Raw genomic sequence first — 25,138 nt, 5'->3', positions numbered from 1 at the left:
GATTGAATTTATATCATAGAGTTACACTGCATAGACCATATAGCTTTTCTATTTAGTTTAGAATACTTAATTATTATTTATATTTAATATATATTATCATATTTCTATAATAATATACATACTATTATTTCAGTAACCTTCCCTAATTAATTTCTCAATATCTTTTGATCTTTTCCTTTTTGCCACTAACTTTACCTCCAAATAAACAAAAGGCTAGACATTAATTTTACTTAAAATGTCTAGTCTTTTATGAATTTCCTTATATAATTAATTTAAATGGTAATACTAAAATTAGTGTTAAGCATTACCATTATTATTACTTTTAATACAACTTTATTAAATGATCAAACTTTGTTATAAATCTACAATTACCACATTTTTAAATTATCAATTATTCTACTGTTACTGATTTAGCTAAGTTTCTTGGCTTGTCTATATCACAACCTTTATTTCTAGCTGTATAGTAAGCTAAAAGTTGTAATGCAACTACAGCAACTATTGGTGAAACTAAGTTAAGAAGTTCTGGAATTCTAATTACTTTATCGAAAATTGATTCATCTAATACATCATTTTCGTAAGCAATTGCAATTACTTCTGCTCCTCTAGCTTTAACTTCAACTATATTACTTACCATTTTTTCTCTTAATGATTTTTGAGTTAATAATGCTATTACTTTAGTTCCTTCTTCAATTAAAGCAATTGTTCCATGTTTTAATTCTCCACCAGCATATGCTTCTGAATGGATATATGAAATTTCTTTAAGCTTTAATGATGCTTCTATAGATAATGCATAGTCAGCACCTCTACCTAAATAGAATACATCTGTTTCATCAGTTAAAAGATTTGCAATTTCTTCTACTTCACTTGCTTTATCTAAAATTACTTGAACTTTTTCAGGTACTAATAATAATGCTTCTTTTAATTCTTTTTCTAATTCCTTAGTCATTAATCCCTTTAATTCACTGAAATACATTGCCATCATATACATAACAACAACTTGTGTTGTATATGCTTTAGTAGAAGCTACTGCTATTTCTGGCCCTGCCATTGTATATAGTACGTCGTCAGCTTCTCTAGAAATTGTACTTCCCACAACATTTGTTATAGCTAAAGTTTTAGCTCCAGCTTTCTTACAATCTCTAAGAACCGCTAATGTATCAGCAGTTTCTCCTGATTGGCTTAATGTTATTACAAGGGATTTATTAGTTACTAATGGGTCTTTATATCTAAATTCTGATGCTATATCAACTTCAACTGGAATTCTTGCTAATTTTTCAATTGCTACTCTTCCCATAAGTCCTGCATTATATGCAGTTCCACAAGCTACTATAAATATTCTATCTATATTATTAAGATCCTCTTTTGATAACTTAAAGTCTCCAAAAGTGATATCATGGCTCATTGATAATCTTGATGCCATTGTATCTCTAATAGCTTTTGGTTGTTCGTTGATTTCCTTTAACATGAATGAATCATATCCACCTTTTTCAGCAGCATCTTCATTCCAAGTTACTTTGAAAACATCTTTCTTTATTTCACTTCCATCAGCGCTTAAAATTTTAGCGCCATCTTTGCCTATAACAACAAATTCTCTATCTTCTAAAAGATAGATATCTCTTGTATAGCTTATTATCGCTGGAATATCTGAAGCAATAAATGTTTCATCTTGTCCTAAACCAACAATTAGTGGACTATCTTTTCTTACTGCAATTAGCTTGTCTGGTTCTGCTCCAGTTACTACACCTAATGCATAACTTCCTTCTAGTCTTTCAGTAGCTTTAACTACTGCTTTAAAAAGATCTCCTTCATAATAGTAGTGAATCAAATTTGGTATTACTTCAGTATCTGTTTGAGATACAAATTCGTATCCTTCTCCTTTAAGCCATTGTCTAAGTTCTAGATAGTTTTCTATAATTCCGTTATGAACTACAGTAATATCTCCCTTTGAACTTTGGTGTGGATGTGAATTAATATCTGATGGTTCTCCATGAGTTGCCCATCTAGTATGACCGATACCAAGTGTTCCTTCAGCTTTGCCTTGTCCTAAATTATCAGTTAAGTTAGTAAGACGACCTTTATGCTTTTCGATGCTTACCTTACCATCATTAACAACTGCAATACCTGCTGAATCATAACCTCTATACTCCAACTTTGATAATCCATCTACTAAAAAAGATTTTGCTGATTTACTTCCAAAATATCCAACTATTCCGCACATATTTATCTTCCTCTCTTTTTTCATATAATATTTAATTTTAATTCTTCTTTTAACTTCATTCCTAGCACAATTATAAAAGGGCATAGTAATCCTAGAAATTAAAATTAAAACAAAGGTTTTAACACCAGACTGAATTTGTCCTGTGAATCACTTCACAGTTTTACCAGTCGTTTACGGTAGTGCGATACCGTGGGGCACCCGCCGAAGTTTCGATACTCCCCAACCTCGTCGACGTAAATGAAACTCCAAATCTTCGATTTGGATAGTTGAATTTACTCAGCGAACGAACGTGAGTCGAGTTTCCTTTAAAAAGATTTCATTAGCTATTCGCGTAACTTATATCAAAGCTTACTATTAACTAAATTCCTTTTATAAAAACCAACCCTGTAAAAATTCACTTTCAACTAAATTCCACTTAGTCCTGGCGCTTTTTATTGATTTTAAGAATTTCTTTCTTCTCCATTCATCACCTCTGTTTTCTTTATTTATGCCTCTTTGACTATTTTATCATATTATTTTCAATTGTCTATATTTATATATATATTTTATTATTACTTTTTGGTTACAAAATCATCTTCAGATAATTAATTATTAATATGTTAAATCACTAAAAATTATTAATAAAATATTTAAGGTGGATAATTATCCACCTTAAATGAGCTTTCTATATTGCTAAAACGTCATTATATGCCTTTTCTATCTTTTCTAATAAGTCATTATCATCGATATTAGCAACTTCTGCTATAGCTCCTTTTACGCCCTTTTCTTTTATTAATTCTTGTAGTTTTACACTTTGTGTATCTTCTTGATTATTGTAGTGTAATGCTGCACCTACTCCTAGTAATAAATTGTCAACGCTTAAGTCAAATCCTCTAGCAGTCATTAATGGTTTTATTAATCTATCACTATCACTTAATTTTCTAAGTGGCTCTCTTCCAACTCTTGATACATCATCTTTTAAGTAAGGATTTTTGAATCTTCCAATAATCTTATCTATATATTTGAAGTGAGCTTCTTTATCAAATTTATGCTTTTCTACTAAGCCCATTCCACTTTCTGTCATTGCTTTCTTAACAACATTATATATTTTTTCATCAGCTATACTTTCATCTATTGTTCCATAACCTTTTAAATTTCCTATATATGCTGTAATTGCATGACCAGTATTTAATGTGAATAGCTTTCTTTCTATATAAGCCATTAAATTATCTGCTAAATTCATTCCCTCAATTGCTGGAATACTTCCTTTGAATGCTTTTTCTTCAACATTCCATTCATAGAATTTTTCAACTACTACATCTAGAATATTTTCACTCTTAACTGGTGGAACAATTCTATCTACAGAGCAATCTGGGAATCCAACAAATTCTTCTAAATAAGCTTTTTCTTCTTCGCTTAGGCATTTTTCAACTTCTGCTTTTAATTGAGAACTTGCTTTTATTGCATTTTCACATGCAATTATATTTAATGGTGTTTTGATTCCTGCTTCTTTTCTAAGTTGTATTCCTTTAGCTATTGTTGGAGCTATTCTTGGTAATACAACAAGACCTACTGCTGTTGTTATAATTTCAGCTTCTTTTATTTCATCTAAAATTTCATCGTTTATAGAAATAACTCCGCTTATGTTTTCAACTACTATTTCTTCACAATTTACATCCATTACATGTATTGTGTATTTTTTATCTTCATTGATTTTATCAATTACTTCTTTATTTACATCAGCAAATACTACGTGATATCCTGCTTTTGAAAGTAATGCACCTATGAATCCTCTTCCTATGTTTCCTGCACCGAATTGAATTGCTTTCATATTACATTTCTCCTTCTTCTATAATCTCCATTATTTCTTCTGGTGTCTTTGCTTTTCTAAGTCTTTCAACATTTTCTTCATATTGAATAGTTAAAGCTATCTTTGATAATATCTCCATATGTTCATCGCCTTTTCCTGCTATTCCTATTACTATATAAGCAGTATTGCCTTCACCAAAATCTACACCATTAGGATATTGAGCTATAACTATTCCTGTTTCAAGTATTTCTTTCTTGTATTCATTCATACCATGAGGAATAGCAACACCATTTCCCATGTAAGTTGTAACTTCTTCTTCTCTAGCTTTCATTCCCTCTATATAATTGTCTTTAACGTATCCCCCATTAATTAAAAGTTTACCAACTCTTTCTATCGCCTTGTCCTTAGATTCTGACGCAACATTTAATACTATTCCTTCTTTTACTAAAATTCCTTTTTCCATTAGTCTTCCTCCTCGTTATTTATAATATTAATTAAATAATCTCTAATATCTATAGTGTTACTTAGTCTTAGCATTTCAACAAATTCTTTCTTTTCTATTAATGAAACACTTATTTTTCCAAGAATCTTAAGTATATAATTACTTTCAGTATTTCTTGCAAACATTACTATAAAGGTATCTACATCTTCTGTGGAAAATCCTATACTCTTCATAGATAAAGGTTTATTTATTCTATACACTCCTACAAATGGAGCAGTTATTGTATCACTTCTTGTGTGTATAAGGGCTACATGAGTTCCCGGAATTACAACATTTCCATTTTCCTCTCTCTTAAATATAAGATCCCTTATTACTTCTTTATCTGTTCCAATATCAATCTTGTGAATATCATCTACTATATAATTTATTAGATTAATAAATGAATCACTATCTGATTTTTTTAGCTGAAAATTCTTAACCATCGTATTGGCTAATTCATATTCGTGATTTGTCACTGTATTATCTTTTGTTTGAGCAAATAATTCTAGTTCTCTTTCATTATTACTAGCTTTAAAGTTAGAAATAAAATTACTTATATTCTCTATATCCACTTCAGTCATAAAGTGAGAAACAACAATCAGGTTATGTTTTGTTTTCAAGTTTACAGGAACAGTGGATAGGATCAAATCATATTTATTTTTATCAATTATACTATTAATGTCATGTAAGGATACTACATCAATAACATTGATTTCATTAAATATCGACTTTACTTTACTACAAAGTATTCTTGCAGTACCTATGCCACTTGGACATAAAACAAGTGCTTTTATATTCTTTGACATCGCCTGTTGCTTTTGTACTGCAACAGCAATATGCATTGTTATATATCCAACCTCTTCTGGAGGAATCTTAAAATTGTACCTAGAGAATATTAATCTGCAAGTATTTTTTATAATTTTATATAACTCTGAATAATGTTCCTTTATTTCATTAATCAAAGGATTTATAACTTTTAATCCTAAATTCAACATATAAAATGTTTGTTTAAAATGTTGAGTCAAATCCCTTATTAGCTGCTCATCCTTAGTAATATCAACATATATCTTTTTTGATATTTCCTCTGTAACTTCTTTAGCAATGTTCTCATAGTTAATATCTGATTCTATAAGATGCTTGTTGTTAAAAAAGTACTTGTAATCACTTAAATATAAACATAGGTAAACAAGTTCATCTTCACATATATCTATATTATTCTTTTGTAATAGGTTACCTAAATATTGTATTTTTCTATATTCCTCTAAAGATAATATACTATTTTTAATCTCTTGAGGTAAATATATAATTTCTCCATTTTTTGTCTTTTTTATAGATAGCAATACTTGGATAAATAAACTAAAGTATTTGACATCATTTCCTTTAAGATAGTCAAAATCTATATCTTTTAATATATCCTTTACTAATTGGATAGCTTCATTCCCAAAAACAATGTTAAACAAAGTTTTAACTATCGGATCAACTTTTTCATCATAAAGAAAAGCTATTAAATCTTCAAAAGGTTTAAAATCAAAGAATAACTCCACTAATGCATTTCTCTTGTTCCACTCTGATCCTTGAATACTTATCCCATAGCTACGCTTTCTAATCACACATAAATTCTTAGATATTAGCCTTTCTTCAATGTTGTCTATATCAAGGCTTATACTCCCCATTACAACATTGAACTTATGACAAAAGTACGAAGCTTTTAGTGGCTCATTACTAACTAATAGTTCACATATGATAACTATTTGTCTCTGTTCTTTACTTAATAGCCAAGGAATCGGAACCATATCTAATGATTTCTTTATCTCCTCTATATTTTCTTTATTACCTGAAATACTTAAATTCATATTTTCGTCATTAAATATAGTTATACTATTCTTCTTTAATCTTTTATTAATAGAAGAAAGTTCTCTTAAAATAGTTCTCTCACTTATGTCAAGATCTTTATGAAGCCGTTTTATATTAAAAGTTCCTTCATTTAATACTGTACTTAATATGAATTGTTGTCTAGGCGTTAAATTATTCATAATATCTCACCTGATTTATCTATTATTTTGTATATATTGATAGACTGATCATATCTATAACAATTAATTTTAACTTGAAGTAGAATCTTCAGATGTCATTAGATTTTGAATTTCTTAAATTCTTTTAAAAATAGATTTTCCTATTAAAGAAGATCCAATACACACATCTTAAATAAAACTGCTAATTTAAAGTTAATAACCCGTTGTATCATAAACGTTATCATCAGATCTACCAGTTTATCCAAAGTTCAAGCTGGAAGTCACTTTGTCTAAATAAAGTTTTATATAATAAAACCTCCTATTTAATTACTATAAATTATTGCTTCTTTCAATATATATATTACTCTATATGAAACATCCTTTCAATTCAAACAAGTTCAAAACTGTGATACATTTCTAATGACAAATTTAAAGTTTGACTTCATCCACTCTCATCTCTAATATTTATCAAATTAAAAAATGGCATTGGTAAATCAGTCCGTTTACCAATGCCTGTAAGTTATATTACTAAAATCTACTCTAGTTAATAGTATTTTATTATTTTAATGTGTTAATAAACTCATCATACTTAGAACGATCTAAGAAGTTTTTAACTGTAATTATATTAGCAGTTCTAGCTGATTTTCTTGCTCTTTCAACTAAGTTTTCTTGAGTGAATACAACATCTGCTTCTTGTGGAATGCTATCAACTGATGAATGCTTAACTCCAACATCAGTAATTCCAGCATCTTTTAATGCTTTTTTAAGAATAGATTCTCCCATTGCAGAAGATCCCATACCTGCGTCACAAGCAAAAACTATTAATTTAACATCAGCTTTTGATACATTAACTGCAGTTTCTGAAGCTTTTGCGCCTTTACTTTCTGCTTTCATATCTTTCATCTTAGCTTGAGCTTCATCAAGGCTTTCTTCATCTCCATTGTCTTTTGATGCCTTAAGAATTATTGAACCAACTAGGAACGATACGATTGCACCTACAGCAACTCCTGCTAAAACAGATGCATAACTACCTTTTGGTGTCATAGCAAGTACTGCAAATATACTACCTGGTGAAGCTGGTGCTGCAAGTCCAGCATGAGTTAATACAAAAGTTAAATCTGCACATATTCCACCAGCTATTGCTGCTAATATTAATGCTGGTTTCATTAAAATGTAAGGGAAATATATTTCATGTATTCCTCCAAGGAAGTGAATTATTATAGCTCCTGGAGCTGATTGTTTTGCATTTCCTTTACCATAGAAAGTGTAAGCTAAAAGTATACCAAGACCTGGACCTGGATTTGCTTCAAGTAAGAAGAATATTGACTTACCAACTTCTTGTGCTTGTTGTATTCCAAGTGGAGATAATATTCCATGATTAATTGCATTATTCAAGAATAATACTTTAGCTGGTTCAATGAATATATCTATTAGAGGTAAAAGTCCCATATTTGTAACTATAGTAGCTAAACTTCCTAATGTGTTTGAAAAAGCTGTAACTACTGGTTCAATACAAGTATAACCTATAAGTGCTACGATTCCTCCAAAAATTCCAGATGAGAAGTTATTAACAAGCATTTCAAAACCTGTTGGAACTTTTCCTTCTAGGAATTGGTCAACTTTTTTAATTACAAATCCACCGAATGGTCCCATGATCATTGCTCCTAAGAACATTGGGATAGAAGCACCAATTACAACTCCTGTTGTTGCTATTGCACCAACTACTGCTCCTCTTTGACCATATACCATCTTACCACCTGTATATCCAATAAGTAATGGTAATAAGTAACTTAACATAGGGCCTACCATTTTACCGAAATATTCATTTGGAATCCATCCTGTTGGAATGAATAAAGCTGTAATTAAACCCCAAGCAATAAATGCACCAATGTTAGGTAATACCATACCGCTTAAAAAACTACCTAATCTTTGCACGCTTCCTTTAAGAGACGATTTGTTAGTTTCCATAATAAAACCTCCATCTATTTTTATTTATATAATTTATTATTAGTTCTTTCATTTACTATCTTAAACTATGAAGAATACCTTTTCAATTTAAACAACTTCAAATTTGAGTTACGTTTTCAATGACAAATTTAAAGTTAATGTTAAACTGTTGAAAATACATGGTTATAGCCTAAAATGATCGAAAAGAAAGCATACTTTTATTATCTTTACAAAACAAAAAAATATACTTAGTAAGTGTTTTTAACCTATTAAGTATATTAAATATTACAATAATCCTTATCTATTGTCTTCAATTTATCAATAGTTTATAATTTACTAATATACCACCTCAGGAAGGATTTGTTTTAATATGGAAAAAGAAAATTTATTTAAAGTTGCAGATTCCTTAATTAACTTTTTATGGATTATTCAAAGTAATATATTCAAAGTACAAGATATATCTAAAATTTTTCAATCATTACATGAAAATAATAAACAATGCTGCTCTGATTTTTCTATTCCTCCTTCACACGCCAGAGTTATATTCTATCTTTTTCACAGTAATTCATCTCCTATTTCTCAAATAGCAGATAATATAGGTATATCAAAATCTAATATGACTCCAATTATAGACAACCTTATTAATTATGAATTAGTTAATAGATATCCAGATCCTAATGATAGAAGGATTCTTAGAGTTGAACTAACACCAAAAGCTTATGATTTACTGAATTCTCTTCGTAATGCCATCTGTAGCTCTTTCGCTGAAAAAATTTCTTCTCTTTCTGATGATGAAGTAATTACGTTAGATGATTCCATAATAAACCTTATAAATATATTAAAAAAATTAAAATAACACTTACCTAATCACTTGCTTACATAAAGGATATTTTTTAAATTATAATATCTCGATTAATTCTATTTCTTTCATTTCACCAAATTTAATCGAATTATTCCTCTAATCAGAAGCATTAAAAAAGGATGATTATATAAATCACCCTTTTTCATCAACTTTTATATATAACTTATCTCTGTAATTTTTTATTTCTCCATTGCTTCTCTAAATGACTCTATTAAATCATCTATATCTTCTAACCCTACGGATACTCTTATCAATGTATCTGTTATTCCAAGCTCTTCTCTTTCTTCTTTTGGAATTGAAGCATGACTCATCTTAGCTGGATATGAAACTATAGTTTCAACACTACCCAAGCTAACAGCTACCGCTACATTCTTTACATTATTTAAAAATATTTTTGTTCTTTCAAATGTTTTGAATTTAAATGATAATACAGCACCTGCTCCATCGGCTTGTTCTAAATGTAGTTCTCTTCCCTCCATAGAAGGTAATCCAAGATAATATACCTTTTCAACTTCTTCTCTTGATTCAAGCCATTCTGCTAGCTTTTGAGCACTTTTTTGAAGTGCATCTAGTCTAACTTTTAATGTTTTGATACCTCTAACCAAAAGCCACGAGTCTTGTGGTCCAAGTACTGCCCCAAAAGTATTTTGTATTTGATAAACTCTATCTCCTAATTCCTTTGTTTTAGTTACAACAAGACCTGCTATAACATCGCTATGTCCTCCAAGAAACTTAGTTGCACTGTGAACAACAATATCCGCTCCTAGCTCAATAGGTCTTTGCAGGTATGGTGACATAAATGTATTATCCACTATAGTTATTGCCCCATTTTCTTTAGCTAATTTGCTAGCTGTTCTTAAATCTATAACTTTTAGCAGAGGATTTGAAGGTGTCTCTAAATAAAGCCCTTTAGTATTTTCTTTAAATGCTTTTTCTATCTCTTCAATATTTGATGCATCTACAAAAGTGAATTCTATATTGAATCTTGAGAATAATTTTGTAGTAGCTCTATATGTTCCCCCATATACATCTCCACATATTATAATATGATCTCCTGCAGAGAATATCGATAATACTGAGCAAATAGCTGCCATTCCTGATGCAAATGCAAATCCGCACTCACCACCTTCAAGTTCTGCAATTAATTTCTCTACTACATCTCTAGTTGGATTACCCGATCTTGCATAGTCATATTTCCCGAAATTCTCTATATCAAATTGGTGAAATGTTGATGTCTGATATATTGGAGTGCTTACTGACCCTGTTGTAGGATCTATATCCCCACTTGCATGTATTAATTTAGTTCCAAAATTCATATTTAACGCCCCATTCTATTTTTTATTATAAATTCTATTTTCCTATAGCACTTTCTAGATCATTTAACAAATCTTCTACATTTTCTATTCCTACTGATAGCCTAAGTAGATACTCATCTACTCCAAGTCTTTGCTTAATTTCTTCCGGTATCTCTGAATGTGTTTGAGTAAATGGATATGTTATTAGTGTCTCCACTCCCCCTAAGCTCTCTGCAAATCTTATTACTTTAACTCTTTCTAAAATCTTGGCAACTAATTCTTTTTCTTTTACTCTAAACGATAATGTTGCCCCAAAACCTGTCGATTGTTTCTTATTTAATTCATAGCCTTCAAAACCTTCTAGACCCACGTAATACACCTTTTCTACTTTAGGATTACCTTCTAAAAACTTAGCTATCTTAATTGTATTCTCTTGTGACCTTTCCAACCTTATATGTAAAGTCTTTATACCCCTTAAAATTAACCATGAATCAAAGGGAGATAAGGTCGCTCCTGTTGACATGTGAATTCTTCTTAATTTTTCTAATATTTCTTCATCATTTGCCACTATGAACCCTGCAAGTAAATCATGATGCCCACCTAAAAACTTTGTTCCACTGTGAACTACTAAATCTGCTCCTAGTTCTAGTGGTCTTTGATAGTACGGAGTTAAGAAAGTATTATCCACAATTAACAGTAAATTATTTGCTTTTGTTATTTCTGCAACTGCTTTTATATCTGTTACTTTCATCATAGGGTTAGATGGAGTTTCTATAAGTATTGCCTTTGTATTTTCTTTTATAGAATTCAATATATTTTTAGTAATTGTAGTATCAACAAAGGTAGCCTCTAATCCAAAATCCCTAAAAATATCATCAAACAATCTATATGTCCCACCATATAAATCATCAGATAAGATTATATGATCTCCAGACTTAAATAAATGTATACAGGCTGTAATTGCTGCAACTCCTGAAGAAAACCCTATCGCTGATTTTCCGCCTTCTAAAACAGCTAATGTTTTTTCAGCTTCTTCTCTAGTTGGATTTTGAGCTCTTGCATAATCATATCCTGTGCTATTATTAAGGCCATGATGTTTAAATGTGGCAGACTGATATATTGGAAAACTTATAGCACCTGTTTCTTTATCTCCACCTGATACTCCACTGACTGCAATTGTTTCAAAAGATTTTTTTAAAGTCATTATTTTGCCTCCTTAAATTTGTCTTGCTTAATGCATTACTTATTGCTAATACCAGAGATAATATTAATAAAAAAAGCCACTTCAAAAACAAGAAGTGACTTTGTAGTCATATTATAAGTTCTACCGAAACTTAATTCCTCTCATTTTTCAAGATATTCTCTTGCAGGATTTAGCACCAACGAAAAAATTTATATATAAAATCTTTCAGGTTGCCGGGCTTCAAAGGGCCAGTCCCTCCACCGCTCTTAATAAGATTAACTTATCCAGATATTTTTTTGTTAATACTAATTATACATAGTTACAGAAACTTGTCAACAATTATTAGTAAAAATATCGACTTTCTATGTAATTAAATTATGAAAGTTTCATTCCTACCTTAAGACTTCTTCTAAATAAAAAAACAGATAGATATTTTAATTCTTAATAAAATATCTATCTTTACAAATTTAACCTTCATAACACTAATCATATTTTGCATATACATTTTAAATAATACAATTCATTCTTTATAGAATATATAATTTTTACTATTCACTAGTTTAAGGTGAACTTCGATGAATTAAACTTCTTTAGGATATATGTGTTTTATTTTTTATCTACTACTTTTTCATACTGCTTACTCATATCTTAAGGCTTCAATCGGATCAAGGCTAGCCGCTTTTTTAGCTGGATAATATCCAAAGAACACACCAATCGCCATTGAAAAAGTAAAACTTATTAAAATTGTTGGAATAGATATCGATATTGGTGATTTTAATACTATACATGCAATTATTCCCATCCCAATTCCAAGTATTATACCAATTGTTCCACCAATGGTGCATATTATAACTGATTCAATTATAAATTGCATCTTTATGTGACTACTTTTAGCACCGAGAGCCTTTCTTGTTCCTATCTCTCTTGTTCTCTCTGTAACAGATACGAGCATTATATTCATTACTCCTATTCCTCCTACAAGTAATGCTATAGCTGCAATTACAGATATCCCCATAGATATCATACCAAGCACTGATGTTATTTCTGCCGCATCAGCTTCATTATTCTGAACCATTAATGTCCAATTCTTATTATTCTTGTACATCTTATTCCCATACTTTTGCATATCGCTAACTAATTTCCCTTTGTCTATCCCCATTTTAGGGACTACAGTAAAATACTCAAAGTTTTTATTTTTTTGTAGTGCTTTTTCAGTTGTTATAGGGATATATAAAGAAGTTCTTCTGTCCTTTTCTGATGTAGAACCTTCACCCATTCCAAATAATGATGAATTTTCATATTGATATACACCTGCTATAACATATGTCTGAATATCATCATTTGCATAGACTTTAATTTCTTTACCTAACGGATCAGTTCTTCCCTTAAAGATATTATTAACAAGCTTATCAGAAACTATAGCGACTTTAGAATTTGCTTTAACATCCCTATCGGTGATAAATCTTCCACTAATTAGTTTCAAGTTTTTAACCTGTTTGTATCCTTCATTTACTCCTGTGGTGCTTACATTTGCATAAGAATATCCGTCTTTTACTTTTCCTTGTCCTAATTGTTCCTGTACACTTATACTATTAATTTTATCTTTAAATACTTCATTAAATGAATTTATCTGTTCCATTGTTATAAGATCACTATCTTCTGGCTGTTTACTAGTCCCATTCCCACTAGCAGTTCCGTCTTCTTTTTTTACCGCTATACCAATATCTATATTATTTGCACCCATTTTATCCATTTGAGATGATACGGTGGATGTAATTGCACTTCCAATCGAAACAATCCCTATAACAGATGATATTCCTATTATAATTCCGAGCATAGTTAATAACGAACGCATTTTGCTTGATTTTATACCTGCTATCGCAAGTGCTATATTCTCTTTTATAAACATAACTTTTCACCATTTTGAAACCTTCTAGTATATTTGTCGTTATGTTCTTCTGATACTATTTTCCCATCCTTCAATGTTATGATTCTCTCTGTTTCTCCTGCAAGTTCATAATTATGAGTTATAAAAACAATTGTCTTCTTCTCCATTTCATGTACCTTGTGAAATAAATCCATAACTAGCCTACCAGTTGATGAATCAAGTGCTCCTGTTGGTTCATCAGCAAGTATTATACTTGGATCATTTGCAAGTGCACGTGCAATTGCCACTCTCTGTTTCTGTCCACCTGATAGCTCATTTGGAAGATGCTTCATTCTATCTTCCATTCCAACAAGTTCGAGAAGCTTTTCTGCTCGTTCTTTTCTCTCCTGCTTTCCCATTCCATAATAAAGCATTGGTAACTCAACATTTTTCAAAGCTGAACTCCTCGGTATTAAGTTATAAGTTTGAAATACAAATCCTATTTTTTTATTTCTAACTTCTGATAATCCATTATCTGTTTTTTCACCAACATTTGTTCCACTTAAAATATATGTTCCGGACGTTGGCCTATCAAGTGCTCCTATAATATTCATTAAAGTACTTTTTCCCGATCCTGACGCGCCAACTATTGATACAAATTCGCCCTCTTTTATTGTTATATCTATATTTTTGAGAATATCTAATTGATTGGGAGTTCCAATATAAAAGCTTTTTACGATGTTTCTCATTTCTATTATATTATCATTCAAAAAACTCACCTTCCACTTATTCGAATTTTTTCTCCAACTTTATGAGTTGAAGGGTCATCAATTATGATAATTCCATCTGATATTCCTTCACCTGATATTTCTACACTGAAATCAGATTCAAGTCCTGTATCTACTGGTAACTCTTTAATTATATATTCATTTGGTTTTTCACTACTTTTTTCTGCAACATATATACTTTTCGTATCTCCACTTTCAACTATGCTATTAGATGCAACTGTATAAATATCAGATTTTTCATTTGTAATAATATTTATCCTTGCACTCATTCCTACCTTCATATTCTCATTTGTATCATCCACTTTAATTTTTGCCTCAAAACCTGCATCTGAGCTTGCTCCTTGAGACTGACTTTGTGAATTTTCAGATTGTGCTTGAGGTACAGATCCCCCTCCCTTTTTAGCAGCTGGACTAACACTTTCCACTTCTCCTGCAAAGGTTTCATCCCCTGTTGCATCTGTTTTTATTTCTGCTCTCTGTCCTACTTTAACATTAGCTATGTCGACTTCCTTAATTGGCACAGTTATTTCTATATTATCTAAATTTTCGATCTGAAATAAAACTCCATTTCCTGAATTTCCAACAACAGCATTTACATTTGTAACTATCCCATCACTTGTAGCCTTAATAGTGCAATCATCTAGCTGCTGTTTTTGCTTCTCAATCGCAATTCTCTGGCTTTTATTATTATAGTTTGTTTGTGCTGTTTCATAGTCACTTTTAGCCTTATTAAGAGCTTGGTCAACTTTAACCTTAGCATTTTCAAGAGCTGTTTTTGCCTTCTCATAATCTGATTTAGCAGTGTCATAATCTATCTTTATCTTATTTAAGTCGCTCTCAGAAATTGCTTGAGCGTTAAATAAGGCTTTACTCTTATCATATATTTTCGCTTTATCATCAAGAGTAATTTGTGCTAAACTTAGTGTTTCTTCTGCATTTTTAATATCTGCATTTGAATTGTTATTATATAAATTCAATTCATCATTATATTCCTTTTGAGCTGAATCAAGCTGTGTCTTAGCATTAGCTTCAGTTGCATCTGCTGTAGCTGTAGCCTGTTCAATATCTTTTTCTAATCCATTTGAATCTAGTACCGCTAGAACATCTCCTGCTTCAACCTTATCTCCCTCTTTTACTTTTATCTCTTGAACTGGATTGTTTAAGGTACTGTATATGTTAGTCGATTCTTTACTTTTTATTTCTCCCAAAACATTAACACTATTTACAATCTTCCCCTTAGAAAGAACTGTACACTTTACTTGTGGAGCTGACTTAGGCATAACAAACTTTCCTATTATAATAGCTCCGACTATTATAAATATTGTACATATTAATATTACTTTTTTGCTTGGCTTCTTTTTTAGTTTCATCCCCTTAAGACTTATGCCCTTAGGTTTTAACTTTTTCATATCTAATTTCGGCATTTTTAAAACTTCCCCCTATTCTTAACAGCCTTTTTATCAATGTAATAGTAATTAACTAACATTGTCATATATAAGTTACTCATTAAGCACCATTAATTCTTACACTACCCTTGCAAAATTCCATTATATTGAATTTATGTAACTTTATCAATCTAATATTCATCAGTATATCATTAATGCTTTAACATAACCCTTAACAAAACATTAATTTTTCCTTAAATAAAACCTTAATATAAATCAGTTCCTGTCATATCACTTATATAATAACCTAAGTTTAATTATTCTTATATTGATAAACCTTACATTTACCTTTCAATTCTGTAACAATAATATGGCTAAAGACATATTATAAATAATTCCACTTAACATAAAGGCTGCTTCGAAGTAATTATTTCAAGGCAGCCTTTTATATTTATTGACAATAAAAACTCTATTTAATTTTAAAAAACTCATCGTTAATATTCCCATTTAGAGTCGGCGATAATTCATTTAATTTCCCTAATATTTCAGTCCTATTCTCACCACCTGCTAAAGTTGGAATATAATCATTTTTATCATTTCTTGAAGAAATCATTGCTGGAATTACTTTATACTCAAGACTAGATAATTTATCATCTTCAATATTAACTTTAATTTGAAGTATGAAAGTTCTTTTATCTGATGGATTGGAATTTCCTCCGAAGCAAAAGTTTCCCATAGAATATGCTATAAATTTCCCCTTATAATCTTCCATACTTTCAATTACATGTGGATGAGAACCAATAACTGCATCAGCTCCATTATCTATAGAAAATCTAGCTAAACTTTTTTGAACATCATCTGGTTCATATTTTCTCTCTACTCCCCAATGAAAGTATGGAATGACAACTTCTGCTCCCTGCTTTCTTAACTCACTAATATCGCTTATTATTTTAGATTTTAAATTATTAGAATATTCCCAACCTGTATACCCTAAAAATCCAAATTTTATTCCTTGAATATCCTTTAAGATTTTATATCCTTCACCACATATATCAATATTCTTTTCTTTTAAAGTATTAATCGTATCATTTATCCCTTGCTTTCCATAATCATAGATATGATTATTTGCTATCGTAACACCTTCTATTGATCCACTAGTAAGAATGTTAACGTATTCCTTAGGTCCTTTAAAATTATAAAATACTTCTCCATCTTTATGTGCTTTATCTTTGGAATCTGTAAATGTAGTTTCTAAATTCACTAATGTATAGTCATCTTTACTAAATACGCTCGATACATTTTGCATAAAATAAGAATAATTCTTTCCACTGCCTATAAACGCTGCTGGTAGGCTACCATCATAAGGGAATTTAGTGTCAGTCCCTAAAGTGAAGTCCCCTGCAAAAGAAATAACAATCGTTTTCTTTATTGGTTCTTTGAGTTGATTAGTTTTATAATTATCATCAATTGACTTATCAGTTTCTCCATTTACTTTATAGTTAGCTGTATTTTTTTTATTGCTTAATCCTTCTCTATACCTTAAATAGATTAAAGAACTAGTTAATACTAATATAGTTACCAATATAAAAGTTATATATTTAAAATAATTACTTTTTTTCTTCTTATCTCTTATGTATGTTTCTCCATGGCTGATCCTAGAGTTTTTATCATTCATATATAGACACCTAACCTTTTAGTTTTGAGTTATCTTTATACAAATGCTAACATATTATACATTTTGATTCTATATTTTATATGTAATACTCCATCTAAATCCAAACAATATTTGTTCATAAAATAATTCTTTTATTTAAAATGTATTTCTAATATTTAATGAAACCCAATAAGTGCTGATAAAGTTTTAACTCTCATCAATTACCTGCAACCATATGAACACATACTAAATTTAAATACCACATTTTGTTACTTAAACGATTCTCTTTTTACTAACTTAGTATCTATAATATAGTGATTTATCGCCGTATCATTATTTTCTAGAAAATCTATTAAAATTTTTGTAGCATAATACCCTAGTTCTTCAGATTTAATGTCAACTGATGATAATGATGGTATTTGAAGCTCCGCTAATGGACTATTATTAAATCCCACTACATCTATATTTTTAATTTTTCTGTCATTGAGTACCTTAAGCGTACCAAATGCTAGTACATCATCCTCTGCTATTATGGCTGTAGGAGTAATAATTTCTAACAATTTAATTGTTCCATCTATTCCTTCCTGTTCATTAAAATCATCCATAATCGCAAAATTTTTATCCTGTATTAAAATTCCGTTAATTTCGCATGCAACTTTGAATCCTTTAAATCTATCTTTTGTAACATTCCATTCCTTCTTTGCGCCTAGAAAAGCAATAGATTTATGCCCTTTCTTTACAAGTTCATTTACTAAATTGTAAGTAGCCTGAAAATTGTCATTATCAACCCATAGCAAATTTTCTGATTCTTCGGGCCTTCCTATTACTACAAACGGGAATTGTGTTTCCTTAAGATATTTAATACTTCTATCATCAGTTCTTGCACGTAATAAGCATATTCCATCAACTAAGTTACTTGTTATGAAATTATTTATATATTCCAATTCAGCTTTTTCATCCTCACTAAATGCATATGTAATATAATACTTTTTGTTTTGAGCGTATTTGCTCATTCCCTTCATAGCTTGAATAAAAAACGTATTAGTTATCAAGTCTTGAGCTTCATTAGGTAAAACCACACCTAATATTCTGCTTTTCTTATTTGCCAGGCTCCTAGCTATCGCATTTGGCTTGTATTTCAATCTCTTTATCGCATCTCTAACTCTTTCCTTAGTTTCTTCACTTATCTGTGAACTATCTGATATAACTCTCGATACAGTTGATGGAGATACATTCGCTTCTCTTGCTACTTCCTTTATTGTAACTTTCATAACTTACTCCTATTCTCAATAATAAATTACTTATAAAGTTTACTAACATAAAAACATCTTAATCACATTCTAATATACTATCTTTTTAGGAATAATCGCTTAATGACAGTAAAAACTTATATATGTCACGCTTTATAACTATTTTCCTTTAATAATTTTAATATTAACATACTTAAAATAATGTTACAATTGCCATATATATGGTTTTATTAAACAGCAATCAAATAATCTTTCTTGCTATTACTAGGAATCATAAATTGAGGCACGCTATCTAATTAACAAATAAATATGTAGTTAATCTCCACCATAATTAATGAGTATATATTATTGTAGAGATTATCTTTCATATAAATTATCACTATCCTTTACTTTTGCTATAGCACCTCCTAATTATCACACCTTCCATAAGTTCTAGTGATCTGATGAATTTTTTCTGCTAATTGATCTGTCAATGCATCTTTCCTTACTCTCCAACGCCAATTATTCCCCAATGTTGAAGGCAAATTAATTCTGGCTTCATTTCCCAAATTCAAGAAATCTTGCATTTGTGCCATGGAAATATTCGCGATACTGCTCCAAGCACCCCTAATAAATCCCCAGTTATACCCCTCTTCTTTATTTAGACCTAAATACGTTATTGCTCTTTGAACTTCTTCTTCAGGTGCTGTTTTTTCAATCCATCCTCTTACAGTATCATTATCATGTGTACCAGTATAAACTATAAAGTTCTTTTCATAGTTATGAGGTAAAAAAGGATTTGAGCTATCTGAATCAAATCCAAATGTCAATATCTTCATTCCAGGAAACCCTGTATCATTTCTAAGCTTTATTGTTTGTTCAGTAAGTGTACCTAGATCTTCTGCAATTATATTAACTTCACCAAGCTCATCTTTAATTGCATTGAAAACTTTTATTCCAGGGCCTTTAACCCATTCACCATTTTCTGCTGTTAGATCTCCATAAGGAATAGACCAATATGATTCAAATCCTTTAAAATGATCTATTCTAAGTACATCATATAAGTTCAAACTTTGTCTTATGCGATCAACCCACCATTTATAGTCCGTTTTCCCCATATAGCACCAATCATAGATCGGATTTCCCCATAATTGTCCTGTGGCAGCAAATATATCCGGTGGACATCCAGCAACTTTTAATGGTTTTAGTGTATTTTTATTAAGTAAGAATGCTTCAGGATTCCCCCATACATCAGCACTGTCCTCTGCCACATATATAGGCATATCTCCTATTATTTCAATTCCCAAATTATTAATATAGGCTTTTAAATTATTCCATTGTTTATAGAACTCATATTGCAAAAACTTCCAAAATCCTATTTCATCTTCTAATAAGATTTTATACCTATTTATTGCCTCTGGTTTTCTTAACCTAATGTCTTCATCCCATTCATACCAGCTCTTCAAATCAAAATGTTTTTTTATTGACATATACAATGCATAATCATCAAGCCAATAGGCCTCAGCTTCTTGAAATTTAATTAAATCCTTATCTTGTCTTAATTTAAATTTTTCGTATGCTATTTTTAATACCCTTAATTTTTCTTTAAAAATCAAACCATAATCTATATCCTCTGAACTTTCCCCAAAGTTCACTGAATAATAATCGCTCTCATCTAAAAATCCATCCTGTCTTAAAATATCAAAATCTATAAAATATGGATTCCCAGCAAATGCCGAGAAAGATTGATATGGTGAATCTCCAAAACTTGTAGGCCCTAGCGGCAGTATCTGCCAATACTTCTGACCCGCCTTTTTTAGAAAATCTCCAAATTTATATGCTTCTTTACCAAATGTCCCTATTCCATACTTTCCTGGCAGAGAAGCAATGTGCATTATTATACCACTACTTCTATTCATATATTCCTCCTAATTTCCAACGTTTGTTTTAAATTTATTTCTATAACTAATCTCTATTCTCTTCATGCTTAAAGCAACCGCTTGCGCAAAGAAACATATTAATCTACATTAATAAGAATATAGTAACAATAGCTAATATACGCTCTCTTAATGACTATTTTATAGATCCTTGAACAATACCTGCAATGATATGCTTTTGAACAAAGAAATAGAATATGATTATTGGAATTATTGCTAAAATTAATGCTGCCATTGCTAATTCCCATTGTTTTGAAAATGCTCCGAAGAAATTGTTCATAGCTAATGGTATAGTATTTATCTTTCCGTTTATAGTTAAAAATGGTAGCAAAAAGTCATTCCATATCCATATGCTATTTAAAACTGCAACTGTAACAGTAATTGGCTTTAATAATGGCAATAGAATTTTCATATATGTCTGCCATTTGCTGCATCCATCTATAGTTGCCGCTTCTTCGACTTCTTTTGGTACTCCTTTAATGAAACCATGATATAAGAATATGCTCATGCTAACCCCAAACCCTATGTACATAAAAATAAGCCCATAGTGTGTTCCTAGCATTTGAAATGGTCCGAACTGGATTTTTGCCATCCATTTTACAAGCGGTATCATTACTGCTTGAAATGGAACAATCATTCCCGAAGTAAATATATAAAATATTATCTTACTCTTTCTTGACTGATCCCTTACTAACATCCATGAAGCCATTGATGAAAAAAGAATTATTAGTACCACACTTCCTATAGTTATTATCATAGAATTTGCAAATGAACTTATTATACTCATTTTTTTCATAGCATCTAAATAATTCTGAAAATTCCAAGTGTCAGGAAGACCAGTTGTGTTTGAAAAAATCTCTCTTCTTGTCTTAAATGAATTTATAAGCATCAAGTAAAATGGTGTCATATATGCTATCAATAGTAACCATGAAAATACTTCTAATAGTTTTAATCTGCCAGTATAACTATCTAGTGTCTTTAGCTTTTTATTTACTTTAACTTTTTCTATGTTATTAACAACTTTACTTGGCTCCATTATACCTCTACCTCCTTTTTCTTATTAAAGTAAACTTGAGTTAAAGAAATAGTAGTTACTAGTATAAAGAATATAATAGCTTTTGCTTGTCCTATTCCCATATTGTTCACAATAAACGCTTCATTGTAAATATTTAATGCTAACATTTCAGTGGTTTTCATTGGTGTAAGTGAAAAATTTAAATCAAATAACTTAAATGAATTTGCTAAAGTTAAGAATAAACAAATTGTGACCGCTTGTCTAACCATAGGTATTGTTATATTTTTAAATGTATGCCACCCATTAGCTCCATCAATATGCGCTGCTTCTATTAAGTCAGTCGGAACATTTTCAAGAGCTGCCACATAAATAACCATTATATATCCAGCATATTGCCATGTCGAAACGATTAGCATTGCTAGCATTGCCGTAGTTGGAGCTTGTAAAAGTGATGTTGAAAGTGTTGCACTTCCCAATGCTTTACCAACTCCTGTAAATACTGAATTAAACATAAATTGCCATATAAAACCTAAAATTAATCCTCCTATTAAGTTTGGCATAAAGAATCCGGTTCTTAAGAAACTACTAGTTTTTAATTTTCTAGTTACTATATACGCTAGTCCAAACCCTATTATATTTATAGTTATTACACTCGCAATTGTATATAACACTGTTATCTTTAGAGAATATATAAATTGTACATCTTTAAAGATTCCTGTATAATTTTTTATTCCAACAAAATCATAATGAGGATTAGCACCATTCCAATTTGTAAATGTATAATATATACCTATTATAAATGGAATTATTACAACCATTGTCATAGCAAATAAAGCTGGTCCAACAAAAATCCAAAAATCTTTAATATCTCGTGATTTCTTACTCATACACTTACTCCTTTCTTAATAATAGTTAGCTCTATCTTATAATTTAAAATACTTATACAAAATTCATGAGGAGGTATTAATCCCCTCATGAATAAATCTTATCTAATATTATTTAGCTTTTGTAGCATCTTGAATTCCTTGTAACATATCTTTCTTCGCTTGTGGCCCCATATCTGTATTAATAAATTTAGAGAATAAAGGCGCTAAGCTATTCTTGTTAAATCCATCTGGTAGATTAGTGAATGCCCAAGGAAGAGTCTTTCCTTCTTTGTTATATTCAGAAATTGATTTATTTAATTCATTATCACTTTCAACTGTAAAGTTTGTAAATGCTGGAATCATATTCATATCCTTAACTAATGCCTCTTGACCTGTTTGACTTGTAACCATCCAATCTAAGAATTCTTTAGCTTCTTTATTAATTTTAGAATCTTTATTTACTACCCAATACATTGGAACACCTACTGGAATAGATCCACTCATTTTTGGATCATTATTAATTGCAAGTGGTGCAAATCCCATATGGAACTTCTTATTTGGATCTTCTAGCTTTTGTAAATCTCCAGCAACCCAGTTACCTTGATGTAAGAATGCAGTCTTTCCAAGTGCAAAGTTACCAACTTGAGTACTATAATCTATAGTATCTAGACTCTTTCCTCCACCATATTTACAAAGTAATTCAACTAAGTTCATCCACTCATTAAATTGCTTATTATTAACTATATCTGCTTTGCCTGCAAGATAGTCCTTTGTAAATTGAGCTGGATTATCTTGAGTTGCAAGTGGTATATTAAATGTATGGTTACCAGTAACCCAGAATTCCTTTGTTGTATAAGAAACAACATTATCAAGTCCTAATTCCGCTTTTTTACTATCTAATGTCTCAAACGCTGCTTTTAATTTATCAAAGGAATCTAGAGATTTGGGATCGATACCAGCCTTGTCCAAAATATCTTTATTATATAACAAGCCATACCCTTCTGTTGCTGCTGGCATTCCATATACTTTTCCGTCGATAGTTACTGTATCTAGTGTTCCTTTAACAGCATTTTTAACCCAGCCTTGATCGCTTAAATCATCAATTTTATGTTTCCAAGTTTCATAATCTCCAGCTCCTTGAATCATAAATATGTCTGGTTCCGTACCCTTTTGAAATTCTGCCTTTAACGATGCGCCATAATCAGCTCCACCGCCCACTGAAGTAACTTCGACTTTTACACCTTTTTCCTTTTCATATTTCTTAGCAAGTTCTTGAAGTGCATCATTAATTTTAACCTTTAATTGATATACTTTAATTGTTTTTCCACTTCCAGCATCGCTTGAACTTTGTGAACTTGCTCCTGATGAGCTTCCACATCCAACCATAGTACCTGCCAATAATGTAGAAGCTAAAATTGTTGATAATATTTGTTTTGTTTTCATTTAAATACCCCTCCATTAAAATTTTGTTTAACATTCTAAATGATTTTCAAGAATACCAAACATATATTTATATAACACATACCAAAAAATTTATTTAAGCATGTATGTTAATCACTTTCTTTCGCAAACGATTGCGAAAGTTTTAAAAAAATGCAGTCTTTTTAGCATATCAAGCTATCCAGACCCTATTTGTTAACCTTTTCTCAAGTAAATCTACTTCTTAATGATATAAGTATATCAATCAAAGAAAACTTTTACAAATTATATTATCCTTTGTTTTTGATTAAATTTGATGGCTTTTCTATATTTTATTACCATTTACTCAATTATAGGCCGCTTTATAAAAACGGTTGCATAAATTCTTCTCATTCATTCATACCTATTTTCGGCTTTATACGTACTTATTAATATTAACTTATCTTTTCTTGTTAACTTTTTTATTTCATATTCTCTTTTCATTGCATCTTTTCTATTTTCAAACACTTCATGATATACTAATTTAACTGGCCCTCTTCCCCTTGTATACTTTGCTCCACATCCATCCGAATGCATTTGGATTCTTTTTCTTAAGTTATTTGTCCATCCTGTATAAAGTGTTCTATCTGAACATTCTACAATATACACATAATTCATTTCGCTCTCCAATTCCAAAAAACTTATATTAATCTATATATATTTTATAATGCAAATAATCATAAGACAATTTATATTTTCATTGTCCTATGATTATTAACAATTTAATAGTTTCACACAATATAGTATTATTTAAAATCGGTTTATACTTAAAACATATGTTAAATTTCTTTTATCTCATTTATCTTAGATTTATAATCTTCTATTTTTTTAACTGTCTCCAAAAAATGCATTGCTAAAGTTATCTAAGTTCAAATCTTCATATTTTCTTAAAAATGGCATTAATCTTTCTAATATTTTATTAATGGAGTTTTCAGAATCTGATTCTATATTTAATGGCAGCACAGGCTCATGCAGCGATAATCTTAACAATAACCAGCCATCTCCATTTTCTTTATCGCAATTTATCTTTATTCCTTCATAATTTTTAGGTTCAATAGTCCATCCATTCACATGATCTACATATTTCTTCAAGCCTTCTATTATCATTTCTCCATATGATTTAAAATCTTCCCTCTTTATGTTTATTCTCAT

The 25,138-nt window shown here is 30.2% G+C and carries 18 protein-coding genes, 1 pseudogene and 1 riboswitch; of the genes and pseudogenes, 1 reads left to right on the top strand and 18 read right to left on the bottom strand.

Annotation, left to right across the window (positions count from 1 at the left end; translation table 11 throughout):
* Positions 1 to 391: 391 nt before the first annotated feature.
* The 5 genes from glmS to L1S46_RS18015 form a co-directional block, all read right to left on the bottom strand.
* A complete protein-coding gene (gene glmS / locus L1S46_RS18035) occupies positions 392 to 2,218 on the bottom strand; it encodes a glutamine--fructose-6-phosphate transaminase (isomerizing) (protein WP_026886609.1) in 1,827 nt (608 codons plus the stop codon).
* A 664-nt stretch (positions 2,219 to 2,882) separates the two neighbouring features.
* Positions 2,883 to 4,028 (bottom strand): mannitol-1-phosphate 5-dehydrogenase, encoded by a 1,146-nt coding sequence (locus L1S46_RS18030; protein ID WP_011967597.1) that lies wholly within the window; start codon positions 4,026 to 4,028, stop codon positions 2,883 to 2,885.
* 1 nt (position 4,029) lies between these two features.
* Positions 4,030 to 4,470, bottom strand: coding sequence for a PTS sugar transporter subunit IIA (locus L1S46_RS18025; RefSeq protein WP_011967596.1), 441 nt, complete (start codon positions 4,468 to 4,470; stop codon positions 4,030 to 4,032).
* Positions 4,470 to 6,521: a PRD domain-containing protein gene (locus L1S46_RS18020; RefSeq protein WP_238900626.1), complete on the bottom strand. Its 2,052-nt coding sequence runs from the start codon at positions 6,519 to 6,521 to the stop codon at positions 4,470 to 4,472. Before L1S46_RS18020 ends, L1S46_RS18025 begins: the two co-directional genes overlap by 1 nt.
* A gap of 537 nt (positions 6,522 to 7,058) precedes the next feature.
* Positions 7,059 to 8,468 (bottom strand): PTS mannitol transporter subunit IICB, encoded by a 1,410-nt coding sequence (locus L1S46_RS18015; protein ID WP_238900625.1) that lies wholly within the window; start codon positions 8,466 to 8,468, stop codon positions 7,059 to 7,061.
* Between the two features lie 349 nt (positions 8,469 to 8,817).
* Here L1S46_RS18015 and L1S46_RS18010 point away from each other — a divergent pair, with 349 nt between their 5' ends.
* The gene (locus L1S46_RS18010) at positions 8,818 to 9,303 is read left to right on the top strand and encodes a MarR family transcriptional regulator (protein ID WP_011967593.1); all 486 of its coding nucleotides are present in this window, start codon (positions 8,818 to 8,820) and stop codon (positions 9,301 to 9,303) included.
* Positions 9,304 to 9,488: 185 nt separating this feature from the next.
* Here the strand turns inward: L1S46_RS18010 and L1S46_RS18005 are convergent, their stop codons facing one another.
* The 13 genes and pseudogenes from L1S46_RS18005 to L1S46_RS17945 form a co-directional block, all read right to left on the bottom strand.
* Entirely contained in the window at positions 9,489 to 10,625 is a 1,137-nt protein-coding gene (locus tag L1S46_RS18005) for a PLP-dependent aspartate aminotransferase family protein (RefSeq protein ID WP_077854378.1), read from the bottom strand.
* 34 nt (positions 10,626 to 10,659) lie between these two features.
* The gene (locus tag L1S46_RS18000; RefSeq protein ID WP_238900624.1) at positions 10,660 to 11,808 is read right to left on the bottom strand and encodes a PLP-dependent aspartate aminotransferase family protein; all 1,149 of its coding nucleotides are present in this window, start codon (positions 11,806 to 11,808) and stop codon (positions 10,660 to 10,662) included.
* 137 nt (positions 11,809 to 11,945) lie between these two features.
* Positions 11,946 to 12,063: riboswitch (SAM riboswitch) on the bottom strand.
* Positions 12,064 to 12,424: 361 nt separating this feature from the next.
* Positions 12,425 to 13,696, bottom strand: a complete 1,272-nt coding sequence (locus L1S46_RS17995; RefSeq protein WP_238900623.1) for an ABC transporter permease — start codon at positions 13,694 to 13,696, stop codon at positions 12,425 to 12,427.
* Positions 13,687 to 14,424: an ABC transporter ATP-binding protein gene (locus tag L1S46_RS17990; protein WP_275297320.1), complete on the bottom strand. Its 738-nt coding sequence runs from the start codon at positions 14,422 to 14,424 to the stop codon at positions 13,687 to 13,689. The genes L1S46_RS17995 and L1S46_RS17990 overlap by 10 nt, the downstream gene beginning before the upstream one ends.
* A 5-nt stretch (positions 14,425 to 14,429) precedes the next feature.
* The gene (locus L1S46_RS17985) at positions 14,430 to 15,866 is read right to left on the bottom strand and encodes an efflux RND transporter periplasmic adaptor subunit (protein ID WP_238900622.1); all 1,437 of its coding nucleotides are present in this window, start codon (positions 15,864 to 15,866) and stop codon (positions 14,430 to 14,432) included.
* A gap of 430 nt (positions 15,867 to 16,296) precedes the next feature.
* On the bottom strand, positions 16,297 to 17,502 hold the full coding sequence (locus L1S46_RS17980) for a CapA family protein (RefSeq protein ID WP_238900621.1): 1,206 nt from the start codon (positions 17,500 to 17,502) through the stop codon (positions 16,297 to 16,299).
* 248 nt (positions 17,503 to 17,750) lie between these two features.
* Positions 17,751 to 18,752: a LacI family DNA-binding transcriptional regulator gene (locus L1S46_RS17975; RefSeq protein WP_238900620.1), complete on the bottom strand. Its 1,002-nt coding sequence runs from the start codon at positions 18,750 to 18,752 to the stop codon at positions 17,751 to 17,753.
* A 386-nt stretch (positions 18,753 to 19,138) separates the two neighbouring features.
* Positions 19,139 to 20,629: a 4-alpha-glucanotransferase gene (gene malQ / locus L1S46_RS17970; RefSeq protein WP_238900619.1), complete on the bottom strand. Its 1,491-nt coding sequence runs from the start codon at positions 20,627 to 20,629 to the stop codon at positions 19,139 to 19,141.
* A gap of 154 nt (positions 20,630 to 20,783) precedes the next feature.
* Positions 20,784 to 21,683, bottom strand: coding sequence for a carbohydrate ABC transporter permease (locus tag L1S46_RS17965; RefSeq protein ID WP_238900618.1), 900 nt, complete (start codon positions 21,681 to 21,683; stop codon positions 20,784 to 20,786).
* Complete coding sequence (locus tag L1S46_RS17960) at positions 21,683 to 22,549, bottom strand: sugar ABC transporter permease (protein WP_078116906.1); 867 nt, start codon at positions 22,547 to 22,549, stop codon at positions 21,683 to 21,685. The genes L1S46_RS17965 and L1S46_RS17960 overlap by 1 nt, the downstream gene beginning before the upstream one ends.
* 108 nt (positions 22,550 to 22,657) lie before the next feature.
* On the bottom strand, positions 22,658 to 23,971 hold the full coding sequence (locus L1S46_RS17955; protein WP_238900617.1) for an ABC transporter substrate-binding protein: 1,314 nt from the start codon (positions 23,969 to 23,971) through the stop codon (positions 22,658 to 22,660).
* Between the two features lie 369 nt (positions 23,972 to 24,340).
* Positions 24,341 to 24,604, bottom strand: a complete 264-nt coding sequence (locus L1S46_RS17950) for a GIY-YIG nuclease family protein (protein WP_017209788.1) — start codon at positions 24,602 to 24,604, stop codon at positions 24,341 to 24,343.
* Between the two features lie 210 nt (positions 24,605 to 24,814).
* Positions 24,815 to 25,138 (bottom strand): annotated as a pseudogene (locus tag L1S46_RS17945) (phosphomannomutase/phosphoglucomutase); the annotation flags it as partial.

This window comes from Clostridium sp. YIM B02500, assembly GCF_022324665.1.
Classification (GTDB): domain Bacteria; phylum Bacillota; class Clostridia; order Clostridiales; family Clostridiaceae; genus Clostridium; species Clostridium beijerinckii.
Note: the sequence above shows the minus strand (reverse complement) of the source record. Positions and strands in the feature narration are given on the sequence as shown.